Source organism: Streptomyces sp. WAC07094, assembly GCF_036320405.1.
In the GTDB taxonomy this organism is placed as follows: Bacteria; Actinomycetota; Actinomycetes; order Streptomycetales; family Streptomycetaceae; genus Streptomyces; species Streptomyces lannensis.
In genome coordinates, this window is record NZ_JAVMJZ010000003.1 from 245,849 (window position 1) to 265,906 (window position 20,058).

Sequence of the window (20,058 nt, forward strand, 5' to 3'; positions counted from 1 at the left end):
CAGGGCGAAGAGGGCCTTCGTGTGGGCCGGCGTCGAGGGCACATCGCCGGGGTGCCACGGCCGCCTCCGCGCTGTTTCCGCGCGGAGGCGGTACCGTCTCTCAGCGTGTGGTCGGCCGTGACAGATAGCGGCCCTCCGGGTCCCCGATGACCTTTCCGTCCGTGTAGACCTGTCGGCCGCGCAGGAACGTCGACTCCACCCTTGCGCCGATCTCGAGTCCCTGCAGCGGCGTGTACTCCTGCGCCGACTCCGAGTCCGCCGCGTCCACCGTCCAGGATCGCGCCGGGTCGACGAGTACGAGGTCCGCGTCGTAGCCCTCGGCGATCGCGCCCTTGGTGGCGAGCCCGAAGCGCTGTGCGGGAGTCCACGCGGTCAGTTCCGCGACCTTCTGCAACGGCAGGCCGTGCCCGGGCGCCGCACCCACGAGACCGGGGAGCAGGTATTCGGTGCCGCCGAAACCCGACTTGGCCGCGAAGACGTCGCTCTTCGGGTCCCCGAACTTCGTCTCCTCCTTGCAGCACGCATGGTCGCTGACCACCCAGTCGACGTGGCCCGCCACCAGGTGTTCCCACAGGGCGTCCACGTCCTCCTGCGGCCGCAGCGGCGGGTTGACCTTGCCGCCGATGCCCGACGCGGTCTCGATGTCGGCCAGCAGGTGGCCGATGGTGACCTCGCGCCGGAAGTTCACCTGGGGGAACGTCTTCGCCATCAGCATGGCCGCCTCGATGGCCTTGCGCGAGGACAGGTGCAGCAGGTTGATGTTCGGCAACTGCGTCTCGGCGGCCAGGTAGCTCGCGATGGTGACGGCGAGGCCTTCCGAGTGCGGCGGGCGGGACGCGCTGTACGCGGCGAGGCCGTCGAGCTTGCCCTCCTCCTCCACCAGCTTGGTGTACGCCGTCATGATCTCCGCCGTCTCGCAGTGCAGCGACAGGGAGATGGCGTCCGCGAACTGCGGATACGCCTCGCGCGCCGCCTGCACCCCTCGCATGACGAACTCGAAGTGCGCCAGGTCGTAGCGCTCGTCCGGCGGGATCATCAGGAACGCGTTCTGGTCCGCCGACCGGCCGTGCAGACCATGGCTGCCGTAGAACATGAACACCTTGAAGGAGGTGACGCCGAAGCGGGCGATCAGCTCGGGGATCTCCGCGATGTGCGACTTCTGCATCGGCGCGAGGTGAAAGCCGTAGTCGACGTACGACCGGCCTTCCGCGTTCTCGAGGACCAGTGGGAAGACCTCGTTGTAGCTGCCGCCCCGGTTCATGTAGTACTGGCCGGTCCTCATGTACGTAAGGGCCGTGGTCACACCGCCCTGGGCGCAGGCCCGGCTCTCCGTCGCGGTGTCGTCGGACAGCGGGTTGTAGATGCCCCAGTGCTGGTGGGCGTCGACGACGCCGGGGAAGGCCAGAAGTCCCTTGCCGTCGACGACGTCGCGGGCGTCGGATGCGGGGATGCCGGGGGCGATGCGGTGGAAGACGCCGTCCTTGACGCCGATGTCGGTCGTGGGGATGTCCGCGGCGTTGTGCTTCACCAGGCGCACATTCTTGATCAGCAGGTCCAGTTCCGTCATGTGTGCTTGAGCCTCTCTCCGTGTGCGTGGGTGCGGGACAGCGTGTTCGCCGCCTGCCAGGCGAGACCGAGTGCCGGCAGCAGGCCGTTGCCGGCCAGATAGCCGTCGGCGCCGCATCCCGAGATGCCGTGTGCCGCGCCGCCGGACGCGAACAGTCCGGGAATCGGCGTTCTGTCCTCGGTGAGGACGCGGGCGTGTTCGTCCACCGCCAGGCCGCCCTGGGTGTGGAACAGGGCGGGGATCACTTCGACGGCCGCGTAGGGGGGACGCAGCGGCTCCTCGAAGAACGTCCGGCCGTAGGGATCGGGCTCCGCCGCCCCGCGGGCCGCGGCGGCCTGGCCTGCGATCGCGTCGTTCAGGGCGTTGGCGTCGCAGCCGGTACGCTCCGCGAGTCCGTCCGGGTCGTCGGCCCATGTGAGTGCTCCGGCGTCGACCGTCTGGCGGAAGTCCGTGAACGGCAGACACAGATCGTGGATGCGTTTGTCGAGGACGATCCATCCGCGGGCTCCGGGACGGGCCGCGAGGGCGGCCGCGTACTCGGAATAGCCGGTGGTCTCGTCCCCGAACCGTCGGCCGTCCCTGTCGACCATCACCGCGCCGTGCATGATGGTGGCCCAGCCGACGAGGGTGCGCGACCGGCGCGCGAGCGCTGCGTGGCCCTGATAGGCGTCCAGGTAGTCGGCGTGTGCGCCGTGTTTCTGGCCGATACGAAGGCCGTCGCCCCTGGAGAACTGGCCACCATGGTACTCGGCCTTGGCGATCTCGGGCAGATGACGGCCCACGAGCTCGCGGTCGGCGCCGTACCCGTTGGTGGCGAGCAGGACGGCCCGTGCGGGGACGGTCTCCTCGCGCCCGCCCGGGTACGTGAGTACCGCGCCCGTGATCTCGCCGCCCGGGCCACGCTCGACATCGGCGAGGCGGGCAGGGACGAGGAGGTCGATATGGGGCGAGGACCGCGCCCGGTCGTACAGGTGCCGTAGCAGCGTGGAGCCGTGCCGTCCTTCCACGGTGTGCAGGCGGTCCGCGGAGTGGCCCGGATAGCTGAAGTCGGTGACCAGGGTCAGCGGCAGTCCCGCTTCGTCGGCCAGCCACTCCATCAGTGGGGCGCTGATCCCCGCGAGGGCCGCGGAGAGTGCGGGGTCCGCGGTGCCGTGGGTCTTGGTGGTGATGTCGGCGAGGAAACGCGCGGGGCCGTCCTCGATCCCGGCCGCGCGTTGCCAGCGCGAGCCCGCGCCGGGGATCATCGCGGTGGACATGGAGGTGTTGTTGCCGCGCAGAAACTGTTCGTCCGCGTCGACGACGAGGACGTTCAGTCCCGCCTGTGCCGCTCTGAGCGCACCCGCGAGTCCTCCGCCGGCGCCCGCCACGACGAGGTCGACCGCGCCGTCCTGCCCCTGTCCGTCGCCCTCTGGCACGCCTTCGCTCATGCCCGTGCCCCTGCCGCCAGCAGCCGCAGGGCGCGTTCCGCGGGGTCGACCAGTCGCACCGGGTGGGGGGTGTCCGTGTCGACGGCGGAGCAGCCGTTGATCACGGCGGTCACGCCGCGGACGGCGAATTCGTCGAGCGCGCGGCGTACGGCCTCGTTCCATCGCAGGGTGTCGGGGATGGTGTCGAAGTCGAGGTCGAGGACGGTCACCCCGGCGAACCACGGACCGAGGCCGTACTCCTCGATGCGTTCGGCGAGGGCGTCGCCGATGGCGCGGTTGCGGGTGACGGCGCCGAAGACCGTGCCGGTGTCGGCCAGATGGCCGGCGGTGAGGCGCAGCATGCCGACGGTCGGTACGGTCGAGCCGTCCGGGGTCACCGGGACGGCCGGGTCCAGTACGCAGTCCGGTATGCGGAGGGTGTAGTCCTCGGCGGACGCCTGCGTGAGTGCCTTGGTGACGGCGGAGGTCGAGGTCTCGATGTCGTCCCGCGTCGCGAACTGCCGGGGCACTTCGGGGCCGCCGTCCTCCAGGACCACTTCAACACCGGGTGGCGACAGGCGCCGGTAGCGGGCGCGTCGCCGTGTCAACTCGGTCGCGTCGACGCGTACCGGGGTGACGGAGTGGATTTTCATGCAGTGCCTCCAGTACTCGCCGTCGAGGGGATCGTGAGGTGGGTGAGCTCCCGCAGCAGCGATCCCACGTCGTCGGCCTTGGGTAGGTGGTTCGCGGCCCGCCGCAGGTACTCCACCAGGGCTTCGTCGCCGAGCAGGCCGGTGAGCACGCCGGGCAGGGTCCGGGCCGTGAAGGGGTGGTGGCTGCTGTCGCCCACCGGGTGGGGCGCGAACAGCACCACGTGCTCGCCGCTCTTGAGGACCGCGGTGAGCCGGGTGGGGCGCTCGTGCGGCAGCCGGGCGGTCAGGGTGAGGTCCTCGCGTACGGTGACCTTCCCGGCGAGGGCGAAGAGTTCGGGTCTGTCGGCCTGGGTCGCCTCCGCGGTGGCAGGGGCGACCGCACCGTCGAGCAGGGCGGCGGCCACCGCGTAGGGGATGGAGAACATCGCGCCGAGCGGGCCGTCCCAGCGGGTGCGGTCCAGCGGCGCGGCCAGCGCGTGAGTCTCCACCCGCATCTCGGTCACGGCGTCCGCGACCTGATGTGCGGTCAGTCCCGCGAGGGGTCCTTTCCGCAGCCGCAGCGCCAGGTCGGCGGCGGGGTGCGTGTACGAGCACGAGGCGTGCCGTTTGAAGTAGTTGTGCGCTATCTGCCAGTCGTCCCCGAGGCCGTCGGTGAGAGCGGCCGGGTCGAACGAGCCGAGCAGACTGCCGAGTGACAGGGCCGCCGTACCGCTGTTGCCGACGACGCCCGCGGCGGCGAGCCGTGCGGCGGCGAGTCCGGACATGGCGGCGGCTCCCATCCAGGCGTCGCGCACACGGTGGCCGTCGAGCGCCGAGTCGAAGTGCCCGGCCACGGCCAGGCCCGCGGCCGTGTCGACGGCGGCCGCCACGCCTGCCGCGGGCAGTCCGAGCAGTACGGCGCACCCGGCGGCGGCTCCGCTCACGCCCCAGTTGCCGTGGGGGTGGACGCCCCGTGCGAGTGCGGTGGCACGGCCGAAGCGAGCGGCGACCTCGTACCCGGCGAGCAGGGCACGTGCGGTGTCCTCGCCCGAACTGCCGAGGGAGGCGGCGAGGGCAAGGATCGCCGGGAACGTGTGTCCCGCGGGATGTCCCTTGGCGTACTTGCCCCCTTCGTCGAGCTCACAGCACACCAGCGCCGTCGCGTTGAGGTAGGCGGCGGCATCGGGCTGGGTGCGGATGTCGGTGCCCAGCACGGGCACGCCGCCCGGCGGCGTGGGCCAGGACTTCCTGATGCGCCGCTGCCCCTCGGTACGCGATCCGGCGACCGTGACGGCAAGGGTGTTGAAGAGGACCAGGGAGAAGCGCTCACGTACGGCCTCGGGGACGTCCGGCCAGGACAGCTGCGAGGCCCAGCGGGCGAGTTCCTCGGTCTTCGTGGCGGCCGCGCGTTTGGGATCGCCGGCCTGGTGGGGTTTTTCGCGGGACGGGTCGACGGGCACCTGTCCACCTCCCTCCAAGTGTTCCATTCAGCGGAACACTTTCATATATCGATGATTCCAGCGTGTTCGGGATTCCGTCAATACCTCTCGGCAAAGCCCGGGAAAACCTGATGTTTACTGGGGAATGGCTCTTGACCTCGTCCGGAACCAATGCTTCTCTGTTGTTCCATTGAGCGGTACGGACAAAGAGTCCGACACGGGAACACACCCGTGATCACACTCCCAGGGCAGGCGAGAATGAGCCCATGACGACTCAACCCGGAACCGAGACCGCAGGCCGCGTGATCGACGTGCTGCTGCTGTTCACCGACGGACCCGACGAACTCGGCGTCTCCCGCATCGCACGGGAACTGGGCCTCAGCAAGGCCGTGGTGCACCGCATCCTGCAGACCCTCGTCGCCCGCGGCATGGTCACCCTCGACCCGCAGACCCGGCTGTACCGCCTGGGCGCGACCGCGGCCGCGCTCGGAGCCCGTGCACTGCGCGAACTCGATCTGCGCGCCGTTGCCGCGAGCGCCCTTCGGCGGCTGCAGGAGGAGACGCGGGAGACGGTGACCCTCACCGCGCTCGTGCCCGGCGGACGTGTCTACGTCGACCAGATCGTCAGCACTCACGAGGTGAAGATGACCGTGGAACTCGGCCGCAGATTCCCCCTGCACGCGGGCAGTTCGGGCAAGTGCATCCTCGCCTTCCTGCCGGAAGGGCGACGCGAGGAGGTCCTCGCCGGCGGCCTGCCGGCTCTCACCGGCAGCACCCACACCGACCCCGACGCGCTCCGCGCCGAGCTGGAGGCCGTCCGGGAGCTCGGATACGCCAGCTCGCAGGGCGAGCGCCAGGCCGACGCGGGCTCGGTCGCCTCGGCCGTGTTCGGCCTCGACGGCGACGTCCGAGGCTCGGTGTCCGTATGCGGTCCCCGTTCCCGCTTCACGTCGCAGTTCGTCAGCGCCTGCGCACCCCGAGTGGTCGCGGCGGCCCACGACATCTCCACCGCCCTGGGGTGGACCGGTATCAGCCCCGTGGCCGCACCCAAGGTCTCCTCCCACGCGACAACGGAAGGATCTCCATGACCGACACCGCACCCGCCGCCCCGCCCGCCAGGGGCTCCGCCCTCGCCGGCATCAAGGTGCTGGACATCGCCACCCTTTTCGCCGGGCCCCTGGCGGCCACCCTGCTCGCCGACTTCGGAGCCGACGTCACCAAGGTCGAACACCCCAAGGGCGACCCGGTGCGCAGCCACGGCGCGAGCAAGGACGGCGTGGGCCTGTGGTGGAAGATGCTGTCCCGCAACAAGAAGGCCGTCACCCTTTATCTGGGCAGCCCGGAGGGCCAGGACATCTTCCGCCGCATGGTCGCGGACACGGATGTCGTCATCGAGAACTTCCGGCCGGGCACATTGGAGCGCTGGGGCCTCGGTTACGAGGCTCTCGCCGAGATCAGCCCCCGCCTCGTGCTCGCCCGCGTCACCGGTTTCGGCCAGATCGGCCCGTACGCCAAACGTCCCGGCTTCGGCACCCTGGCCGAAGCGATGAGCGGCTTCGCCGCCATCACCGGTCAGCCCGACGGTCCGCCGACGCTTCCGCCCTTCGGACTGGCCGACGGCGTGTCCGCCCTCACCGCCGCCTTCGGCATCATGACCGCTCTGCACGCCCGCGAGCGCACCGGACGCGGCCAAGTGCTCGACCTGGCCATCATCGAGCCGATGATCACCCTGCTCGGTCCGCAGGCCATCACCTACGACCAGCTCGGGCAACTCCAGCCGCGCACCGGCAACCGGTCCGTGAACAACGCCCCGCGCAACACCTACCGGACCAAGGACGGCAGTTGGGTCGCCGTCTCCACCAGCGCCCAGTCCATCGCGGAACGGGTCATGCGCCTGGTCGGCCGTCCCGAGTACGTGGACGAGCCGTGGTTCGCCTCCGGCGCCGAACGCGCCCGGCACGCGGACGAACTCGACGCGGCGGTCGGCTCATGGATCGCCGACCGCACCCGCAGCGAGGTCGTCGAGGCATTCGAGGAGGCCCAGGCGGCCGTCGCACCGATCTACGACATGAGTGACATCTTCGAGGACCCGCAGTTCCAGGCCCTGGACACCATCACCGAGGTGGAGGACGAGGAGCTCGGCACCATCCGGTTCCAGAACGTGCCCTTTCGGCTCAGCGACACCCCGGGGGCCGTCCGCTGGCCCGGTCCGCGCAAGGGCCGGGACACGGCGGAGGTGCTCGGCCGCTACGGCGTCGGAGCCGAGGAACTCACCGCCCTGGCCGAACGGGGCGTCGTATGACGGGCATCCCGCGGACGGCCGGCGCCGTACGCTCCTGGCTCTACGTCCCCGCCACCCGGCCCGACCTCCTGGACAAGGCGATGGCGGGCGAAGCGGACGCCGTCGTCCTGGACCTGGAGGACTCCGTGCCCCCGGACCGCAAGGACGAGGCGCGCGCGCACGCGGTCAAGGCGGTGGCCGCCACCTGGCCCAAGCCGCTGTGGCTCCGCATCAACCAAGTACGGCTCCCCCACGGGCAGGAGGACTTGGAGGCGCTCGCCGGTGCACCCGTGCAGGGCCTCAGACTCCCCAAGTGCGAAAGCCCCGACGACATCAGGGCCGTACTGGACCGGGTCGACACCCCGCTCCATCTGCTGTTCGAGACGGCCCTCGGGGTGGAACGCGCCTACGAACTGGCCACCACCGCACCGCAGGTGGTCCTGCTCTCCCTCGGCGAGGCCGACCTCGCCGCAGATCTCAGGGTGAACGTCGACGAAGCGCTCGACTGGGCACGCGCCCGCACTGTCAACGCCGCCCGCGCCGCCGGACTTTCCGGCCCGGTCCAGAGCGTCTGGACACAAGTGGCCGACCTGGACGGCCTCAAGGCCGACACCGAACGCGCCCGCGCCCACGGCTTCTTCGGCCGATCCGTCGTCCATCCACGACAGGTCCCACCGGTCAACGCGGCCTTCACTCCCGAGCCCGAGGAGGTCGAGGACGCCCGCCGGCTCGTCGACTCCCTGCATCGCGCCCAACGCGCGGGCAACGCGGCCTGGCTCGACGACCGCGGACGCTTCGTCGACCCCGCGGTCGTCGCCCGCGCGCGCTGGCTCCTCGAACTCGCCGGCTGACCACCACACCCGCGACCGGCCCCGGACCCCGGCCACCTACCCCCACTCCCCCAAGCAAGGCAGGTCATGACCCTAGTCCAGCACACCACCAACCCGTTGCTCGCCGCACTCCCGGCCCATCCCCGCATCGTCGAGCTGGGCCAGCCGCTGTTCACGGGCATGCCCTGCTCGCCCAACCACCCCGGGTTCCGTATGACGTTGGCCCGCCGCCACGGCGACACGGTCCGCCCCGACGGGGGCTCCGCGGCCAACGAGGTGATCATCACCGGCGGTCATGTCGGCACCCACATCGACGCCCTCTCCCACGTCAGCCACAACGGCCTGCTGCACGGCGGGGTCGACGCGGCCCAAGCGCAAACCGGCGGCTCGTTCTCGCAGCACGGCGCCGAGCACACCCCGGCCATGGTGACCCGTGGCGTACTGCTCGACGTGGCCGCGGCGCTCGGCAGCGACACCCTCCCCGGCGGCTACGGGGTGACCGCGGCGGACCTGAGCACGGCGGCGGAACTCGGCGGAGCCGAGCCGCGCGAGGGCGACGTCGCCGTCGTCCGCACCGGCTGGGCCCGGCACTTCGACGACCCGGTCGCCTATCTGGGCAAGGAATCCGGCGTCCCCGGCATCACGGAGGACGCGGGCGAATGGCTCGCCGAGCGCGGGGTGCGGGCGGTCGGCTGCGACACGACGGCCTGTGAGCAGATCCCACCGGGCGCGGGCCACAGCGTCCTGCCGGTGCACCGGCTGCTCCTGGTCGACCACGGCATCTACATCATGGAGCACCTGGCGCTCGAGGACCTCGCCGCCACCGGCGTACACGAATTCCTGTTCATCGTCGCCCCGCTCAGGATCGTCGGCGGCACCGGCTCCCCGATCCGCCCCCTCGCGGTGGTGGCCTGATGACCGACGCGTCCACCACCACGCCCACCGCCGCCCAGCAGCTCGCGGCGTTCGCCGTCGCTACACGGGACGGCGGACTCGGCCCGGACCTGCGCGACAAGGTCACCGGCCATCTCCTCGACCTGCTCGGCAACAGCCTCGCAGCCCTGTCCCAGCGGCCGGGCGCCGCCGTCAGGGAACTCGTCGAGGAGTGGGGTGGCTCCCCCGCCGCCACCGTGATCGGCTCATCGGAGCGGCTGCCGGCCCCGTCGGCGGCTCTGGTCAACGGCACCCTCGCGCACAGCCTCGACTTCGACGACACCCATCTGCCGTCCGTCCTGCACCCGTCGGCTTCGGTACTGCCCGCCGCCCTCGCCACCGCCGAGGCGGTCGGCGCCGGCGGTGCACAACTGCTGACCGCTGCGGCCGTCGGCATCGAGATCACCTGCCGGCTCGGGATGGCGCAGTACGACGCCGAACTCGGCAACTCGGTGTTCTTCGACCGTGGTCTGCACGCTACCGCGATCTGCGGGGCGATCGGCGCGGCCTCCGCCGCCGCCGTGCTGCGCGGCCTGGACGCGGACGGGATCTGCTCCGCGATCGGCATCGCCGCCAGCATGGGCTCGGGCATCATCGAGGCCAACCGCACCGGGGGGACCGTCAAACGCGTGCACTGCGGCTGGGCCGCCCACGCCGGTGTCGTCGCCGCGGACATGGCACGCCTCGGCCTGACCGGCCCGCCCACCGTCCTGGAGGGCCGTTTCGGTTTCTTCCAGGCGTTCTGCGGCGACCGCTTCGACGCCAAGACCGTCGTCGCCGCGACGACCGAGGGCCTCGGCGAACACTGGGAACTGTCCCGGCTGTTCATCAAGCCCTACCCCTGCAACCACTTCACTCACGCGGGCGTGGACGCGGCCATGAGGCTGCGCGCCCAGGGGGTCGAGCCCGACCGCATCGTGCGGCTGACGCTCGGCGTTCCCGCGCCCGTGCTGCGCACCATCGCCGAACCGGCGGCCGAGAAGGCCCATCCGCGTTCCGGCTACCACGCGGCGTTCAGCGGCCCCTACACGGTGGCCGCGGGACTGCTCGCCCGGCCCGGGGAACCGGGCCACGGACTCGGTGTGTTCCACGAGGACTTCACCGACGAGGCGGCGGCCGACCCCGCTCGCCTCGCCCTCGCCGCCCGCGTGACCTGCGTCGCAGACGAGGAGTGCACCGCCGTCTTTCCGCACCAGTTCCCCGCCGTGCTCACCGCGGAACTCGACGACGGGACCACCGTGACCGAGCGGGTCATGGTGAACAGGGGGAGCCCGCAGAACCCTCTCGACACCGGCGAACTCACCGCCAAGTTCCTCGCCAACGCCCGCGGCGCGGGAGCGGAACAGGCCGTGCGGGACCTGGCCGACGAGGTATGGAACATCGCCGCAGCCCCGGACACCACGCGCCTGACCCGCGCGCTGTCGGCGGTGACCGGCGCCTGACGCACCGCAGACTCCTCATCACTCCACCGAGGTGAACCCATGAGTTCCTCGCGTTCCAACGTCCGGTGGCTGACACTCGGACTGATCGTCGCCCTCATCGTCATCAACTACATCGACCGCAGCGCCATCAGCTACGCGGTCGACCCGCTCACCAAGGCGTTCGGCATCAGCAAGTCCCAGTACGGACTGATCAGCAGCGCCTTCTCGATCGGCTACATGGTTTTCGCCTTTCTCGCCGGCCCGCTCGTCGACCGCTACGGCGCCCGGCGCATCCTGCTGGTGGGAGTGGCCATCTGGTCGGTGGTCACCGCGGTGACCCCCGTCTCGGGCTCGTTCATCGGCCTGTTCATGGCGCGGGTGGTCCTCGGCGCGGGTGAGGGCCCGGGCTTCCCCGCGGCGACCCGGACGGTCAGCCGCTGGCTGCCGCAGAAGGAACGCGGCATCGCGCTCGCGATGGTGGGCGGAGTCGCCGTGGCCGGATCCCTGCTGATCGGCGGGCCGCTCGTGACACAGCTGATCGACACACTGGGCTGGCGCGGAATGTTCTGGGTCCTCGCCGCCCTCGGCGCACTCTGGTTCGCCATCGCCTGGGCCCTGTTGAAGAACACCCCCCACGAGCACCGCAAGGTCTCGGCCGCCGAGCGCGCGCACATCGCCGCGGGCCAACTCGAGGAAGAACGCTCTTCCAGTGGCAGCGTCCGCTGGCGGCCCGTCCTCACCAACCGGAACCTGTGGGTCATAGCCGTGGGCTACTTCGCCTGGGGGTTCATGTTCTGGGGCTTCATGTACTGGCTGCCCGAGTACCTGTCCTCGCAGTACGACCTCAGCATCAGCGCGGTCGGGCTGTTCACCGTGGCGCCCTGGGCGGCCGGCGTGGCCGGCGCACTCCTCGGGGGCGTGCTCACCGACCAGGTGTTCGCCCGCACCGGCAACCCCCGCACCCGCCTCACCATCATGGGCGTGGCGCTGCTGCTCTCCGGCGCCGCACTCATCCCGATCATCGTCGCACCGTCCCTCACGGTGTCGGTCACCTTCATCTCCATCGGGGTCGGTCTCGGCTTCGTCACCGGAGGCATCTGGTGGGTCGCGGCCATCGACGCGATGCCCGCGCAGCCCGGCGTCGCGGCAGGGTTCGCCGACGCGGCGTTCGCACTCTCCGGCATCGTCGCGCCGTCCGTCATGGGCTTCATCGTCAGCTCCACGGGCAGCTTCTCCAGCGGCTTCGTCGTGATGACCGCCCTCGCCGTGGTCGGCGCCGGTTCGATGCTGGTCCTGCCGAGGCACCGCCCGCGCCTGGAGGTCTCGGCACCGGGCGGCAAGGCGGGGCTCGCCGTGGGGCAGCGTTAGCCCCGGTCGACTCCCCCGCCGGCTCGGGCGGGAGGAAGTCGTCGTGGTGGCCGGGCGTAGCCCATGCCCGTCATGAGGTGTCCAGCCGTACGCGCTCCGCACCGGGACCGCCTGCGCCGAGGTCATGTCCCCCCGCATGCTCGCCAGGTGCGGAGCGTGATGACGATGGGTTCGCGACGATGGGTTCGACGCCCTCTGCGCAGGCCCCGGGCCCGAGGGCTTTGCCGGCGGGCAGGCGGTCGCCCTTTCAGACGATGTCGAGCACCTCGGCCACCGGACGTCGGGGCGTGGGCTGCCCCTCCGGGCCGTATCCGAGGCGGAGCACCATCTGCACATGCGCCATGGCCGACGTGGGGTCGCGGACAGCCCACCGGAGCTCGGGCCATTCCAGGGGTTGGGAGGTCAACGAGACGACCAGGCCGTCCATGGTGGCCTGGAGCCAGACCCGCTCCAGTGCCTGCCCCGCCCGTAGCCAGTCCACCGAGTGGTCCTGGGCCGTACCGAGCAGGGCGATGTGAGGTCGCCTTTCGAAGGGGGCCCAGCCACGGCCGGCCACCGTTCGGCCGCCGGTCAGGTCACGTACGGGAGAACTGGCTCCCCACTGTCCGGGGCCGAGCGCTTCCGCCGGAATACCGTCCGCAGGCGAGCTCTCGCCCGAGGGCTCCGTGTGGACCCACCGCGCCGTCTCACCGCGTACTTCGGGGGACCATGCCTCACGGCATTCGGCATCGTGCACAAGATTCAGTACCGACTCCGTGTGCCAGGCGTCGGGGAAGACCAGACGGGTTCCTTCGAGGTGGGCCGACAGGCACAGTTCGTCCCGCAGGAACTCCGGTATGTCCTCCTCGAGGAAGGGCCGGCGGCTGGTGTGACGTCGGCGGATCAGGGGCTGCAGCAGGGCGAGCGGGTCATCCGGGGATGCGCTGCCGGTGAGGTCCACCTCGGCCAGCAGCACCGGATCGGAATCGTCCGGCAACAGCCGCACGGCGGGTTCCCTGCCTGCCGCCACCGCGGCGACACGCAGATTGAACAGTGCGGCTCCACAGCCCATATACATGCCGCGGTTGTCCGGATCCGTCTTCGGCAGTGCGCGTTCCAGGTCGGCGTACAGCCGCAGGGTGCCGCTGTCGCGATGGAACCGGAACTTCCAGGGCTGCGCGTTGTGCAGGGACGGGGCCGCCGTGGCGTCCTCGACGAATGCGGTGACGGCGGACGTGTCCAGGGTGAGTGCGGTCACCGGAGCCTCCCTTCGGGGTCGGGCGGCCCATCTCCCGGCCATGGCGGACGGTGGGATCGTCTCGTTCGCCGTACCACCCGCACGACGGAGGAGAAGGTCGTCACGTGTTCAGGCTGCGAGCGGGAGGCACTCCCGCGGTAGGGCCACCCGGACCCTTCCGAGACCCAGTGGACCCGCGACTCCAGGCGGGTATTCAGCGGCTCCAGGAGAGGTTCTCCGGGCTCGAACCGGCCTTCCGGCCATCGGCGTCCCCGAGCGAACGGTCATCGGCCGCGGCACCAGGCCTGGTACGCGTCCACGGCGGTGGGCAGTGTCGGGAAGATGCGGTCGGGGCCGACGGAGTCCGCGAGGCCGTACGCCTGCAACTGGTCCAGCAGGTCCTGCTTGACCCGGGCGAGGGCGAACACGATGCCGCGGTCCGTGAGGTCCTGGCGCAGGTCGTCCACGGCGTCCAGGGCGGTGATGTCGACTTCGACGTTGGCCTCGGTGTTCAGGACGAACCAGCGAACCGGATCGGTCTGCTCAGTGACCGCTGCCAGTGCCCGGCGCCGGAAGTCCTCCGCGTTGGCGAAGAACAGGGGCGAGTCGTAGCGGTACACGACCAGTCCCGGGATGGTGCGTGCCTGCGGGTAGTCGTCGACGTCGTGCATGCCCGCCATCCCGGGAACCAGCCCCTCGATCGCGTCGTGCGGCCGTGCGACGCGGGTCAGCAACTCGGCCACCGAGAGTCCGACGGCCACGAGCACCCCGTACAGGATGTCCAGGACGAGCACACCTACCAGGCAGCCGAGTGCCAGGAACAACTCGCGGCGCCGGAACGACGCAAGCCTGCAAAAGCCCGGGACATCGACCATGCGCCCCGCCGCGTAGATGACGAGCGCGCCGAGTGCGGCCGAAGGCATCCGGGTCAGCAAGGGGCTGAGGAAGAGCAGAACGGCCAGGACGACTGCCCCCGCGAGCAGTGAGTACGCCTGGCTGCGGGCGCCGGCGGAAGCCGCCAGGGCCGTACGGCTGGCGCTGCTGCTGACGGGGAAGCCGTTCACCAGTCCGGCGCCCAGGTTGGCGGTGCCCAACGCGAGGAATTCCTGGTTGGCGTCGAGCGCGGTGGACTTGTCGGTGCGGTCGGCGAAAGCTCGGGAGGTGAGAATGAAGTCGGTGTAGGCAACGAGCAGCACACCGATCGCCGGCAGCATCAGGTGCGGCAAGGCGTCGAGATCGGGCAGTGCCACGTCCGGAAGACCGGAGGGCACCGGCCCGATCACCGCTACGCCGTTCCGGCCGTCGAGATCGAGGACCACCACGGCAGCCGTCGCCAGGGCGACGGCGAGCAGCGGCCCGGGAAGGGCCGGGAAGAAGCGGGCGAGGACGAAGAGGAAGGCCAGCACCGCGATGGAAAGCATCACGGTGGCCGGTCGGGCGCGCGTCAGATCCCCGAGGAAGGACCAGATCTGGGGGAAGAACTCCGTCCGGCTCGTCCGTACACCGGTGAGCCTGGGCAGCTGGTCCACCGCCATGGTCAGCGCCACGCCCGCGAGATAGCCGACCAGGACCGGGCGTGAGAGGAGATCGGCAAGGAAGCCCAGCCGGACCGTTCGTGCCACCAGGCAGAGGAGCCCGACGGTGACGGCCAGTGCGGCTGCGAGCGACACGTAGTGCCCGGGGTCGCCCTTGGCCAGCGGGCCGACCACCGTCGCCGTCATCAAGGCGGTTGTGGACTCCGGGCCGACCGACAGCAACCGTGAGCAACCGAACAGCGCGTAAAGGGCGAGCGCCGGAAGAATCGCCCAGAGACCGGTGACGGGCGGCAGACCGGCGACACCTGCGTAGGCCATGACCTGTGGCACGAGGTATGCGGCGACCGTCAGACCCGCGACCAGATCACCACGAAACCAGTCGCGTCGGTGGGCCGACGGTGTGCGGAGCCCGGGCATCAGGAACGCACCTCTCGATGTGCGCCCGCCCGGGCCATCGGCCATGAGCCAGTCCTCCGTCATCCGCTCGCGGGACCGACCGTCGCGGGATGCACGCCGTGCGCACCCGCGGGCCCGGGCGGCGGGCCGTTCGATCTCACAAGAACCGTCCCCCGATGCCCGGCATGCGCAGTACCTGTCCTGCGACAAGTGGGTGAAAGGCGACGCGATGCCTCACATCCCCGGCCATCACGGCCCCGCTGGGTCGGTCGGTCCCGCTCGGGGACGTTCGGCCTCTGCCCTCGGCCAAGACCGCGGCACCACACTGGTAACTGCGGCGGAGCACCGCACCTCAGCGCGTGGGCCACACGTCGACCGCGGGCCGGCGTCATCCTGTCCGTACGGACCTGGTGTACCGGGAAGTGACTCGCGATGTATTACTGGAACCACCGGGGCATGAATGGATGGGGTTGGTTCGTCGCGTCGATCAGCGCGATCCTGTTCTGGGTGCTGCTGATCCTGCTCATCGTGTTCTTGGTTCGCACAATGAACCGCAGCCCCGGGCGGTCGCACAACGCTCCGGGACGGTTGCCGCCCGAGCGGGTGCTCGCTGAGCGGTTCGCTCGCGGAGAGATCGACGAGGACGAGTACCGGCGCCGACTGGCGGTGCTGCGAGAGGAACACCATGGTCCCGACAAACGCGAGCGGGCGCCGTAGTCCTGCCGTACGGTGCACTGGTCGAGCAAGGTGACATCCAGCTCGTCGGAGGAGGCCACGCGCCGAGACCATGCGAGTGCGAAAGCCGCCCGGCACCTCCGTCGCGGGAATCGCCGAGGCCCTCACACAGCCACCCGGCTCAGGCAACAAGACCATTCCGCGGACGCACAGATAGGGGACGCCGAGCGATGGGGCACCGCAGTGTGGGCGATTTGATGACTCCCACCGCCGTGAGCGTGCGGCCGGGCACGACCTTCAAGGAGATCGCGCGCCTGCTCGACGAGTACGACATCACCGCCGTTCCCGTGGTCGACGACATCGGTCGGCCCGTCGGGGTGGTGTCCGAAGCGGACCTGCTGCGCAAGCAGACGTCGGTGGGCGTCGGCATCACCGCCGGTGCCTTGATGACCAGCCCCGCCGTCGTCGCGAAGCCGGAGTGGGACGTGGTCCGTGCCGCACGCACGATGGAAGGAAGCAAGGTCAAACGCCTTCCCGTGGTGGACGACGACGGCCACTTGATCGGTGTGATCAGCCGGAGCGACTTGCTGCAGTTGTTCCTCCGCCAGGATCGCGCGATCAAGGAGGAGATTCTGGAGGACGTCATCGTCGGGACGCTCGGTCTGCCGCCTTCGTCGCTCACCGTCGAGGTCGCCGACGGGAGGGTCACGCTGAGCGGCAGAGTGGAGCGCAAGAGTCTACTTCCCGTGGCCGTGCAGTTGTGCGAGGAGGTCGACGGCGTGGTCGATGTCATCAACCGGCTCGACTTCGACCGGGATGACACTGTGGACGTGGCCACGCGTTAGTCCCGTAGGAGTCCGGGCAGCGACCGTACTCAGCCCACTGCTCGTACAGGCGGTCCAGCGCCCTGTACCGGCGCCTCGCCCACGGTCAGCGCCACGGCCGCCGGCCCAGTCTCGCCTCGAGAGGCGGACAGATCGCACGGTGTCTCCCTTCGACGGTACTGATTGGCCTGTCTGGAGTAGGTGCGCGGTCCGACGCCGCGGCTTGTGTCAATCTTCGGGTGCGACGCGGGCTGCCTTCGGTCCCGGCAGAGCGAACGGAGAACAGGCGTGGTCACGAGGCGTCGAGTCATCCAGGCCGCCGTCACCGGAGGCGCGCTCGCTCTGCTTCCCTCCGGTGCCGGGTTCGGCCCGACACGGCTGTCGTCACCGTCGGGGCGAGCCGCTCTCGATCCCGAAAGCATCAAGAAGTACCGCGTACCACTGGTCATCCCTCCGGTCATGCCACAGTCCGCCCGCGGCTCGGCGGAGGGCATCGACCACTACTCCATCGGTGTCCGTCAGTTCCGGCAGCAGGTGCTGCCCCCCGGCCTGCCCGCGACGACCGTGTGGGGATACGGCTGTACGGAGGACCCCGGCACGTTCCACTACCCTGCGTCGACTTTGGAAGCCCGGGTCGGCAGGCCCGTGCAGGTGCGGTGGAAGAACGAGTTGGTCGATCGCTCGGGCCGGCATCTGCCCCATCTGCTGCCGGTCGATCCGACACTGCACTGGGCCAATCCGCCGGGCGGTTCGGGCGGCCGGGACGGGCACCCGATGTTCCGGTCGACGCCGGGTCCCTACACCGGCCCCGTGCCGCTCGTGACCCACCTGCACGGAGGCCGGAACACGGAGGAGAGCGACGGATACCCCGAAGCCTGGTACCTCCCGGACGCCGTCGACATCTCCCCCGGCTACGCCCGGGTCGGATCGTTCTACGACCTGTACAAACAGAAGGCCCAGGCTGCCTACGACGTCGCCTGGGGCCCGGGAGAGGCCGTCTTCCAATACGCCAACGAAGAGCGTGCGGCGACGCTCTGGTTCCATGACCACGCCCTGGGTGTGACACGCCTGAACGTCTATGCCGGGCTCGCCGGGTTCTACCTGCTGCGCGGTGGACCGGCGGATCTGCCCGAGGGTGTCCTGCCCGGGCCCGCCCCTCGCACCGAAGACCCCTCGGGGCGGAGCTGTCACGAGATCCCGCTTGTGATCCAGGACAGATCCTTCCATGCGGACGGGAGCCTTCTCTATCCTTCGGCACGCGCCGCCTTCGACGGGTTCAAGGGCCCCTATGTGCCGGACAGCGACATCCCGCCGATCTGGAATCCCGAGTTCTTCGGCGACACGATCGTCGTCAACGGCCGAACCTGGCCGGTCCTTGATGTCGAACCCCGCCGCTACCGCCTGCGCGTACTCAACGGGTGCAATTCGCGGTTCCTCATTCTGAAGGTCGTCGCCAACCCCGCCGCCCGCCGTCCGGCGGACGCCGCACTCGGCTTCTGGCAGCTGGGAAACGAAGGGGGCTTCCTGCCCGCGCCCGTGCAACTCGAGCAGCTGCTCATCGCTCCCGCGGAGCGCGCCGACGTGATCGTCGACTTCGCCTCGGTACGTCCCGGGACCGCCTTGTACCTCATCAACGAGGGCCCTGACACCACGTTCCAAGGCGGGCGAGCAGGTGTCGATTTCGCGCCCGCGAAGCCGGGCACGACCGGACAGGTGCTGAAGTTCGCCGTCCGGTCACAAACCTCGCCGGACACGAGCGTGCCCCCCTACCGACTGACCCTGCCGTCCCTCACGCCGCTGGGCACGGCGCACCGTGTCCGCCGGCTCTCGCTCAATGAGGAGGGTTCCGCCGTGCTTCCGCACATCGGCCCCCGACGGGCGCTTCTCGGGACCGTCGACGTACACGGGAAGCCGGTCCCCATGGGATGGAGCGACCCTGTGACGGAAAATCCGGCACTGGGAGAAACCGAGATCTGGGAGCTCCACAACTTCACCGTTGATGCTCACCCGATCCACGTCCACGAGGTCCAATTCGAGATCGTAGACCGGCGCACGTTCACTCAGAAGACCCCTTCTCCCCCCGAGCCGTGGGAGCGCGGCTTCAAGGACACCGCCATCGCGTACCCCGGCGCAGTCACCCGGCTCAGGGCGACGTTCGACCGGCCCGGCCAGTTCGTATGGCACTGCCACATGCTCGAACATGAAGACAACGACATGATGCGGCCCTACCGCGTGGGACCGGCGCAGAGCAACCCGCCGCAACACGACCAGGGGATGTGACCGACGGACACGTCCGAACCGGGCGCCACGCCCGGCCCGTCCCTTTCGCGGGCGGAGGTACCGGGGCCGACCGGCCCCTACGTCACCCCCGTACGGCCCATGTGAACACCTTCGACGCGATGGACGCTCGAGGTGTCGAGAGGCTGGAAGAGGTGCGTGATGACGGACGGCACGCCCAGCAGGCGCGGGATACATGCGGCATCCCGCCATGGTGGCCGCGCCACTGTTCGTGATCGAACGGATTCACGGTGCGAGTGCCCGCGGCTCCGTCCGCGAGCAGGCGTGATCACGGGCAAGCACCTCACGTATCCGCTGATGGTTGTGGCCCTGGCCCGCGTCTCGACCGACACAGCCCGGTATCGGCTCGGCGCTTCCCCTCACCGGCTGGAAGGCCTCGAACGGCTGCTGCCGTACCCGCCCGGCGGAGCAAGCAACCCGCCGCAGTCCGCACAGCCCGGCGTCGACCCCGTCCTGGCGACATCGGATGGAGGCGACTGGCAGAAGGAAGGGACATGAAGCACAACAAGGTCGGCTCCGTCATGACCAGCGATGTCATCCGTGCCGACTACTCCACACCGTTCAAGGAAGTCGCACGGCTGCTCGCGGACGGCCGGATCAGTGGACTGCCGGTCGTGGACGACGACGAGAAGGTCATCGGCGTCATTTCCGAGACGGACCTGGTGAAGCGGCAGTCGGAACCTTTCGACACCGACGAACAGGTGCGCCCGCTCGCCGCCGGCAAACCGACGTCCTCGGCCCGTGGAAGGCCCGCGAGGTCCAGGGCCTTCACGGCCGGGCAGCTCATGACCGTGCCGCCCATCACGGTGCACGCCGAGGAGACCATCGCCCAGGCGGCTCGCATCATGACCGAGCAGGACGTGGAGCGGCTGCCGGTGCTGGACGAAGAGGACCGCCTCGTCGGTATCGTCACGCGTCGAGATCTCCTCAAGGTGTTCCTGCGGCCCGACGGGGACATCCGCGACGAGGTGATCGACGAGGTGTTGCTCCGCACACTGCGACTGGCGCCCACCGCCATAGACGTCTTCGTGGTCGAAGGGGTGGTCACCCTGACCGGCCGGGTGCCGCGCAAGAGCGAGACGGAGGTCGCCGTCTCCACGACCCGGCAGATCGACGGAGTGGTCGCTGTGATCGACCAACTGGACTACCGCTTCGACGACTCCCTGCCGCAACCCGACAGTCGGTCACAACACGGTATGGCCGACAACCGGCTGCACAAACTCTGAAGGAGGTGACG

At 70.1% G+C, this 20,058-nt stretch carries 17 protein-coding genes; 11 read left to right on the forward strand and 6 right to left on the reverse strand.

Annotation, left to right across the window (positions count from 1 at the left end; translation table 11 throughout):
* Positions 1-100: 100 nt before the first annotated feature.
* The 4 genes from RCR19_RS40550 to RCR19_RS40565 are packed head-to-tail and all read right to left on the reverse strand — an operon-like array spanning position 101 to position 5,065.
* A complete protein-coding gene (locus tag RCR19_RS40550) occupies positions 101-1,567 on the reverse strand; it encodes a dihydroorotase family protein (protein WP_331270103.1) in 1,467 nt (488 codons plus the stop codon).
* Complete coding sequence (locus RCR19_RS40555) at positions 1,564-2,994, reverse strand: FAD-binding protein (protein ID WP_331270104.1); 1,431 nt, start codon at positions 2,992-2,994, stop codon at positions 1,564-1,566. Before RCR19_RS40555 ends, RCR19_RS40550 begins: the two co-directional genes overlap by 4 nt.
* Positions 2,991-3,626 (reverse strand): aspartate/glutamate racemase family protein, encoded by a 636-nt coding sequence (locus RCR19_RS40560; RefSeq protein WP_331270105.1) that lies wholly within the window; start codon positions 3,624-3,626, stop codon positions 2,991-2,993. The genes RCR19_RS40555 and RCR19_RS40560 overlap by 4 nt, the downstream gene beginning before the upstream one ends.
* Complete coding sequence (locus RCR19_RS40565; RefSeq protein ID WP_331270106.1) at positions 3,623-5,065, reverse strand: MmgE/PrpD family protein; 1,443 nt, start codon at positions 5,063-5,065, stop codon at positions 3,623-3,625. Before RCR19_RS40565 ends, RCR19_RS40560 begins: the two co-directional genes overlap by 4 nt.
* Positions 5,066-5,310: 245 nt before the next feature.
* Between RCR19_RS40565 and RCR19_RS40570 the strand changes: the two genes are divergently transcribed.
* The 6 genes from RCR19_RS40570 (at position 5,311) to RCR19_RS40595 (ending at position 11,877) form a co-directional block, all read left to right on the forward strand.
* Complete coding sequence (locus RCR19_RS40570) at positions 5,311-6,132, forward strand: IclR family transcriptional regulator (protein WP_331270107.1); 822 nt, start codon at positions 5,311-5,313, stop codon at positions 6,130-6,132.
* Positions 6,129-7,346, forward strand: a complete 1,218-nt coding sequence (locus RCR19_RS40575; protein ID WP_331270108.1) for a CoA transferase — start codon at positions 6,129-6,131, stop codon at positions 7,344-7,346. The genes RCR19_RS40570 and RCR19_RS40575 overlap by 4 nt, the downstream gene beginning before the upstream one ends.
* A complete protein-coding gene (locus RCR19_RS40580; protein WP_331270109.1) occupies positions 7,343-8,176 on the forward strand; it encodes a CoA ester lyase in 834 nt (277 codons plus the stop codon). The genes RCR19_RS40575 and RCR19_RS40580 overlap by 4 nt, the downstream gene beginning before the upstream one ends.
* 66 nt (positions 8,177-8,242) lie before the next feature.
* Positions 8,243-9,070 carry a cyclase family protein gene (locus RCR19_RS40585; RefSeq protein ID WP_331270110.1) on the forward strand — a complete coding sequence of 276 codons (828 nt, stop codon included), beginning with the start codon at positions 8,243-8,245 and terminating at the stop codon, positions 9,068-9,070.
* The gene (locus tag RCR19_RS40590; RefSeq protein WP_331270111.1) at positions 9,070-10,530 is read left to right on the forward strand and encodes an MmgE/PrpD family protein; all 1,461 of its coding nucleotides are present in this window, start codon (positions 9,070-9,072) and stop codon (positions 10,528-10,530) included. Before RCR19_RS40585 ends, RCR19_RS40590 begins: the two co-directional genes overlap by 1 nt.
* 39 nt (positions 10,531-10,569) lie before the next feature.
* The gene (locus RCR19_RS40595; RefSeq protein WP_331270112.1) at positions 10,570-11,877 is read left to right on the forward strand and encodes an MFS transporter; all 1,308 of its coding nucleotides are present in this window, start codon (positions 10,570-10,572) and stop codon (positions 11,875-11,877) included.
* A gap of 247 nt (positions 11,878-12,124) precedes the next feature.
* On the opposite strand, the gene RCR19_RS40600 is transcribed toward RCR19_RS40595, so the two are convergent.
* Entirely contained in the window at positions 12,125-13,114 is a 990-nt protein-coding gene (locus tag RCR19_RS40600; RefSeq protein ID WP_331270113.1) for a nitroreductase, read from the reverse strand.
* A 263-nt stretch (positions 13,115-13,377) separates the two neighbouring features.
* Positions 13,378-15,045: a sulfate permease gene (gene sulP / locus RCR19_RS40605; RefSeq protein ID WP_331270114.1), complete on the reverse strand. Its 1,668-nt coding sequence runs from the start codon at positions 15,043-15,045 to the stop codon at positions 13,378-13,380.
* Between the two features lie 435 nt (positions 15,046-15,480).
* Here sulP and RCR19_RS40610 point away from each other — a divergent pair, with 435 nt between their 5' ends.
* The 5 genes from RCR19_RS40610 to RCR19_RS40630 all read left to right on the forward strand — a co-directional run bounded on the left by RCR19_RS40610 (position 15,481) and on the right by RCR19_RS40630 (position 20,047).
* Complete coding sequence (locus tag RCR19_RS40610) at positions 15,481-15,741, forward strand: SHOCT domain-containing protein (RefSeq protein WP_331270115.1); 261 nt, start codon at positions 15,481-15,483, stop codon at positions 15,739-15,741.
* A gap of 188 nt (positions 15,742-15,929) precedes the next feature.
* Positions 15,930-16,544, forward strand: a complete 615-nt coding sequence (locus RCR19_RS40615) for a CBS domain-containing protein (protein WP_331270116.1) — start codon at positions 15,930-15,932, stop codon at positions 16,542-16,544.
* Positions 16,545-16,811: 267 nt separating this feature from the next.
* The gene (locus tag RCR19_RS40620) at positions 16,812-18,803 is read left to right on the forward strand and encodes a multicopper oxidase (RefSeq protein WP_331270117.1); all 1,992 of its coding nucleotides are present in this window, start codon (positions 16,812-16,814) and stop codon (positions 18,801-18,803) included.
* A gap of 282 nt (positions 18,804-19,085) precedes the next feature.
* Positions 19,086-19,319: a hypothetical protein gene (locus RCR19_RS40625; protein WP_331270118.1), complete on the forward strand. Its 234-nt coding sequence runs from the start codon at positions 19,086-19,088 to the stop codon at positions 19,317-19,319.
* Positions 19,316-20,047, forward strand: a complete 732-nt coding sequence (locus RCR19_RS40630; RefSeq protein WP_331270119.1) for a CBS domain-containing protein — start codon at positions 19,316-19,318, stop codon at positions 20,045-20,047. The genes RCR19_RS40625 and RCR19_RS40630 overlap by 4 nt, the downstream gene beginning before the upstream one ends.
* The last annotated feature ends 11 nt before the right edge of the window (positions 20,048-20,058 follow it).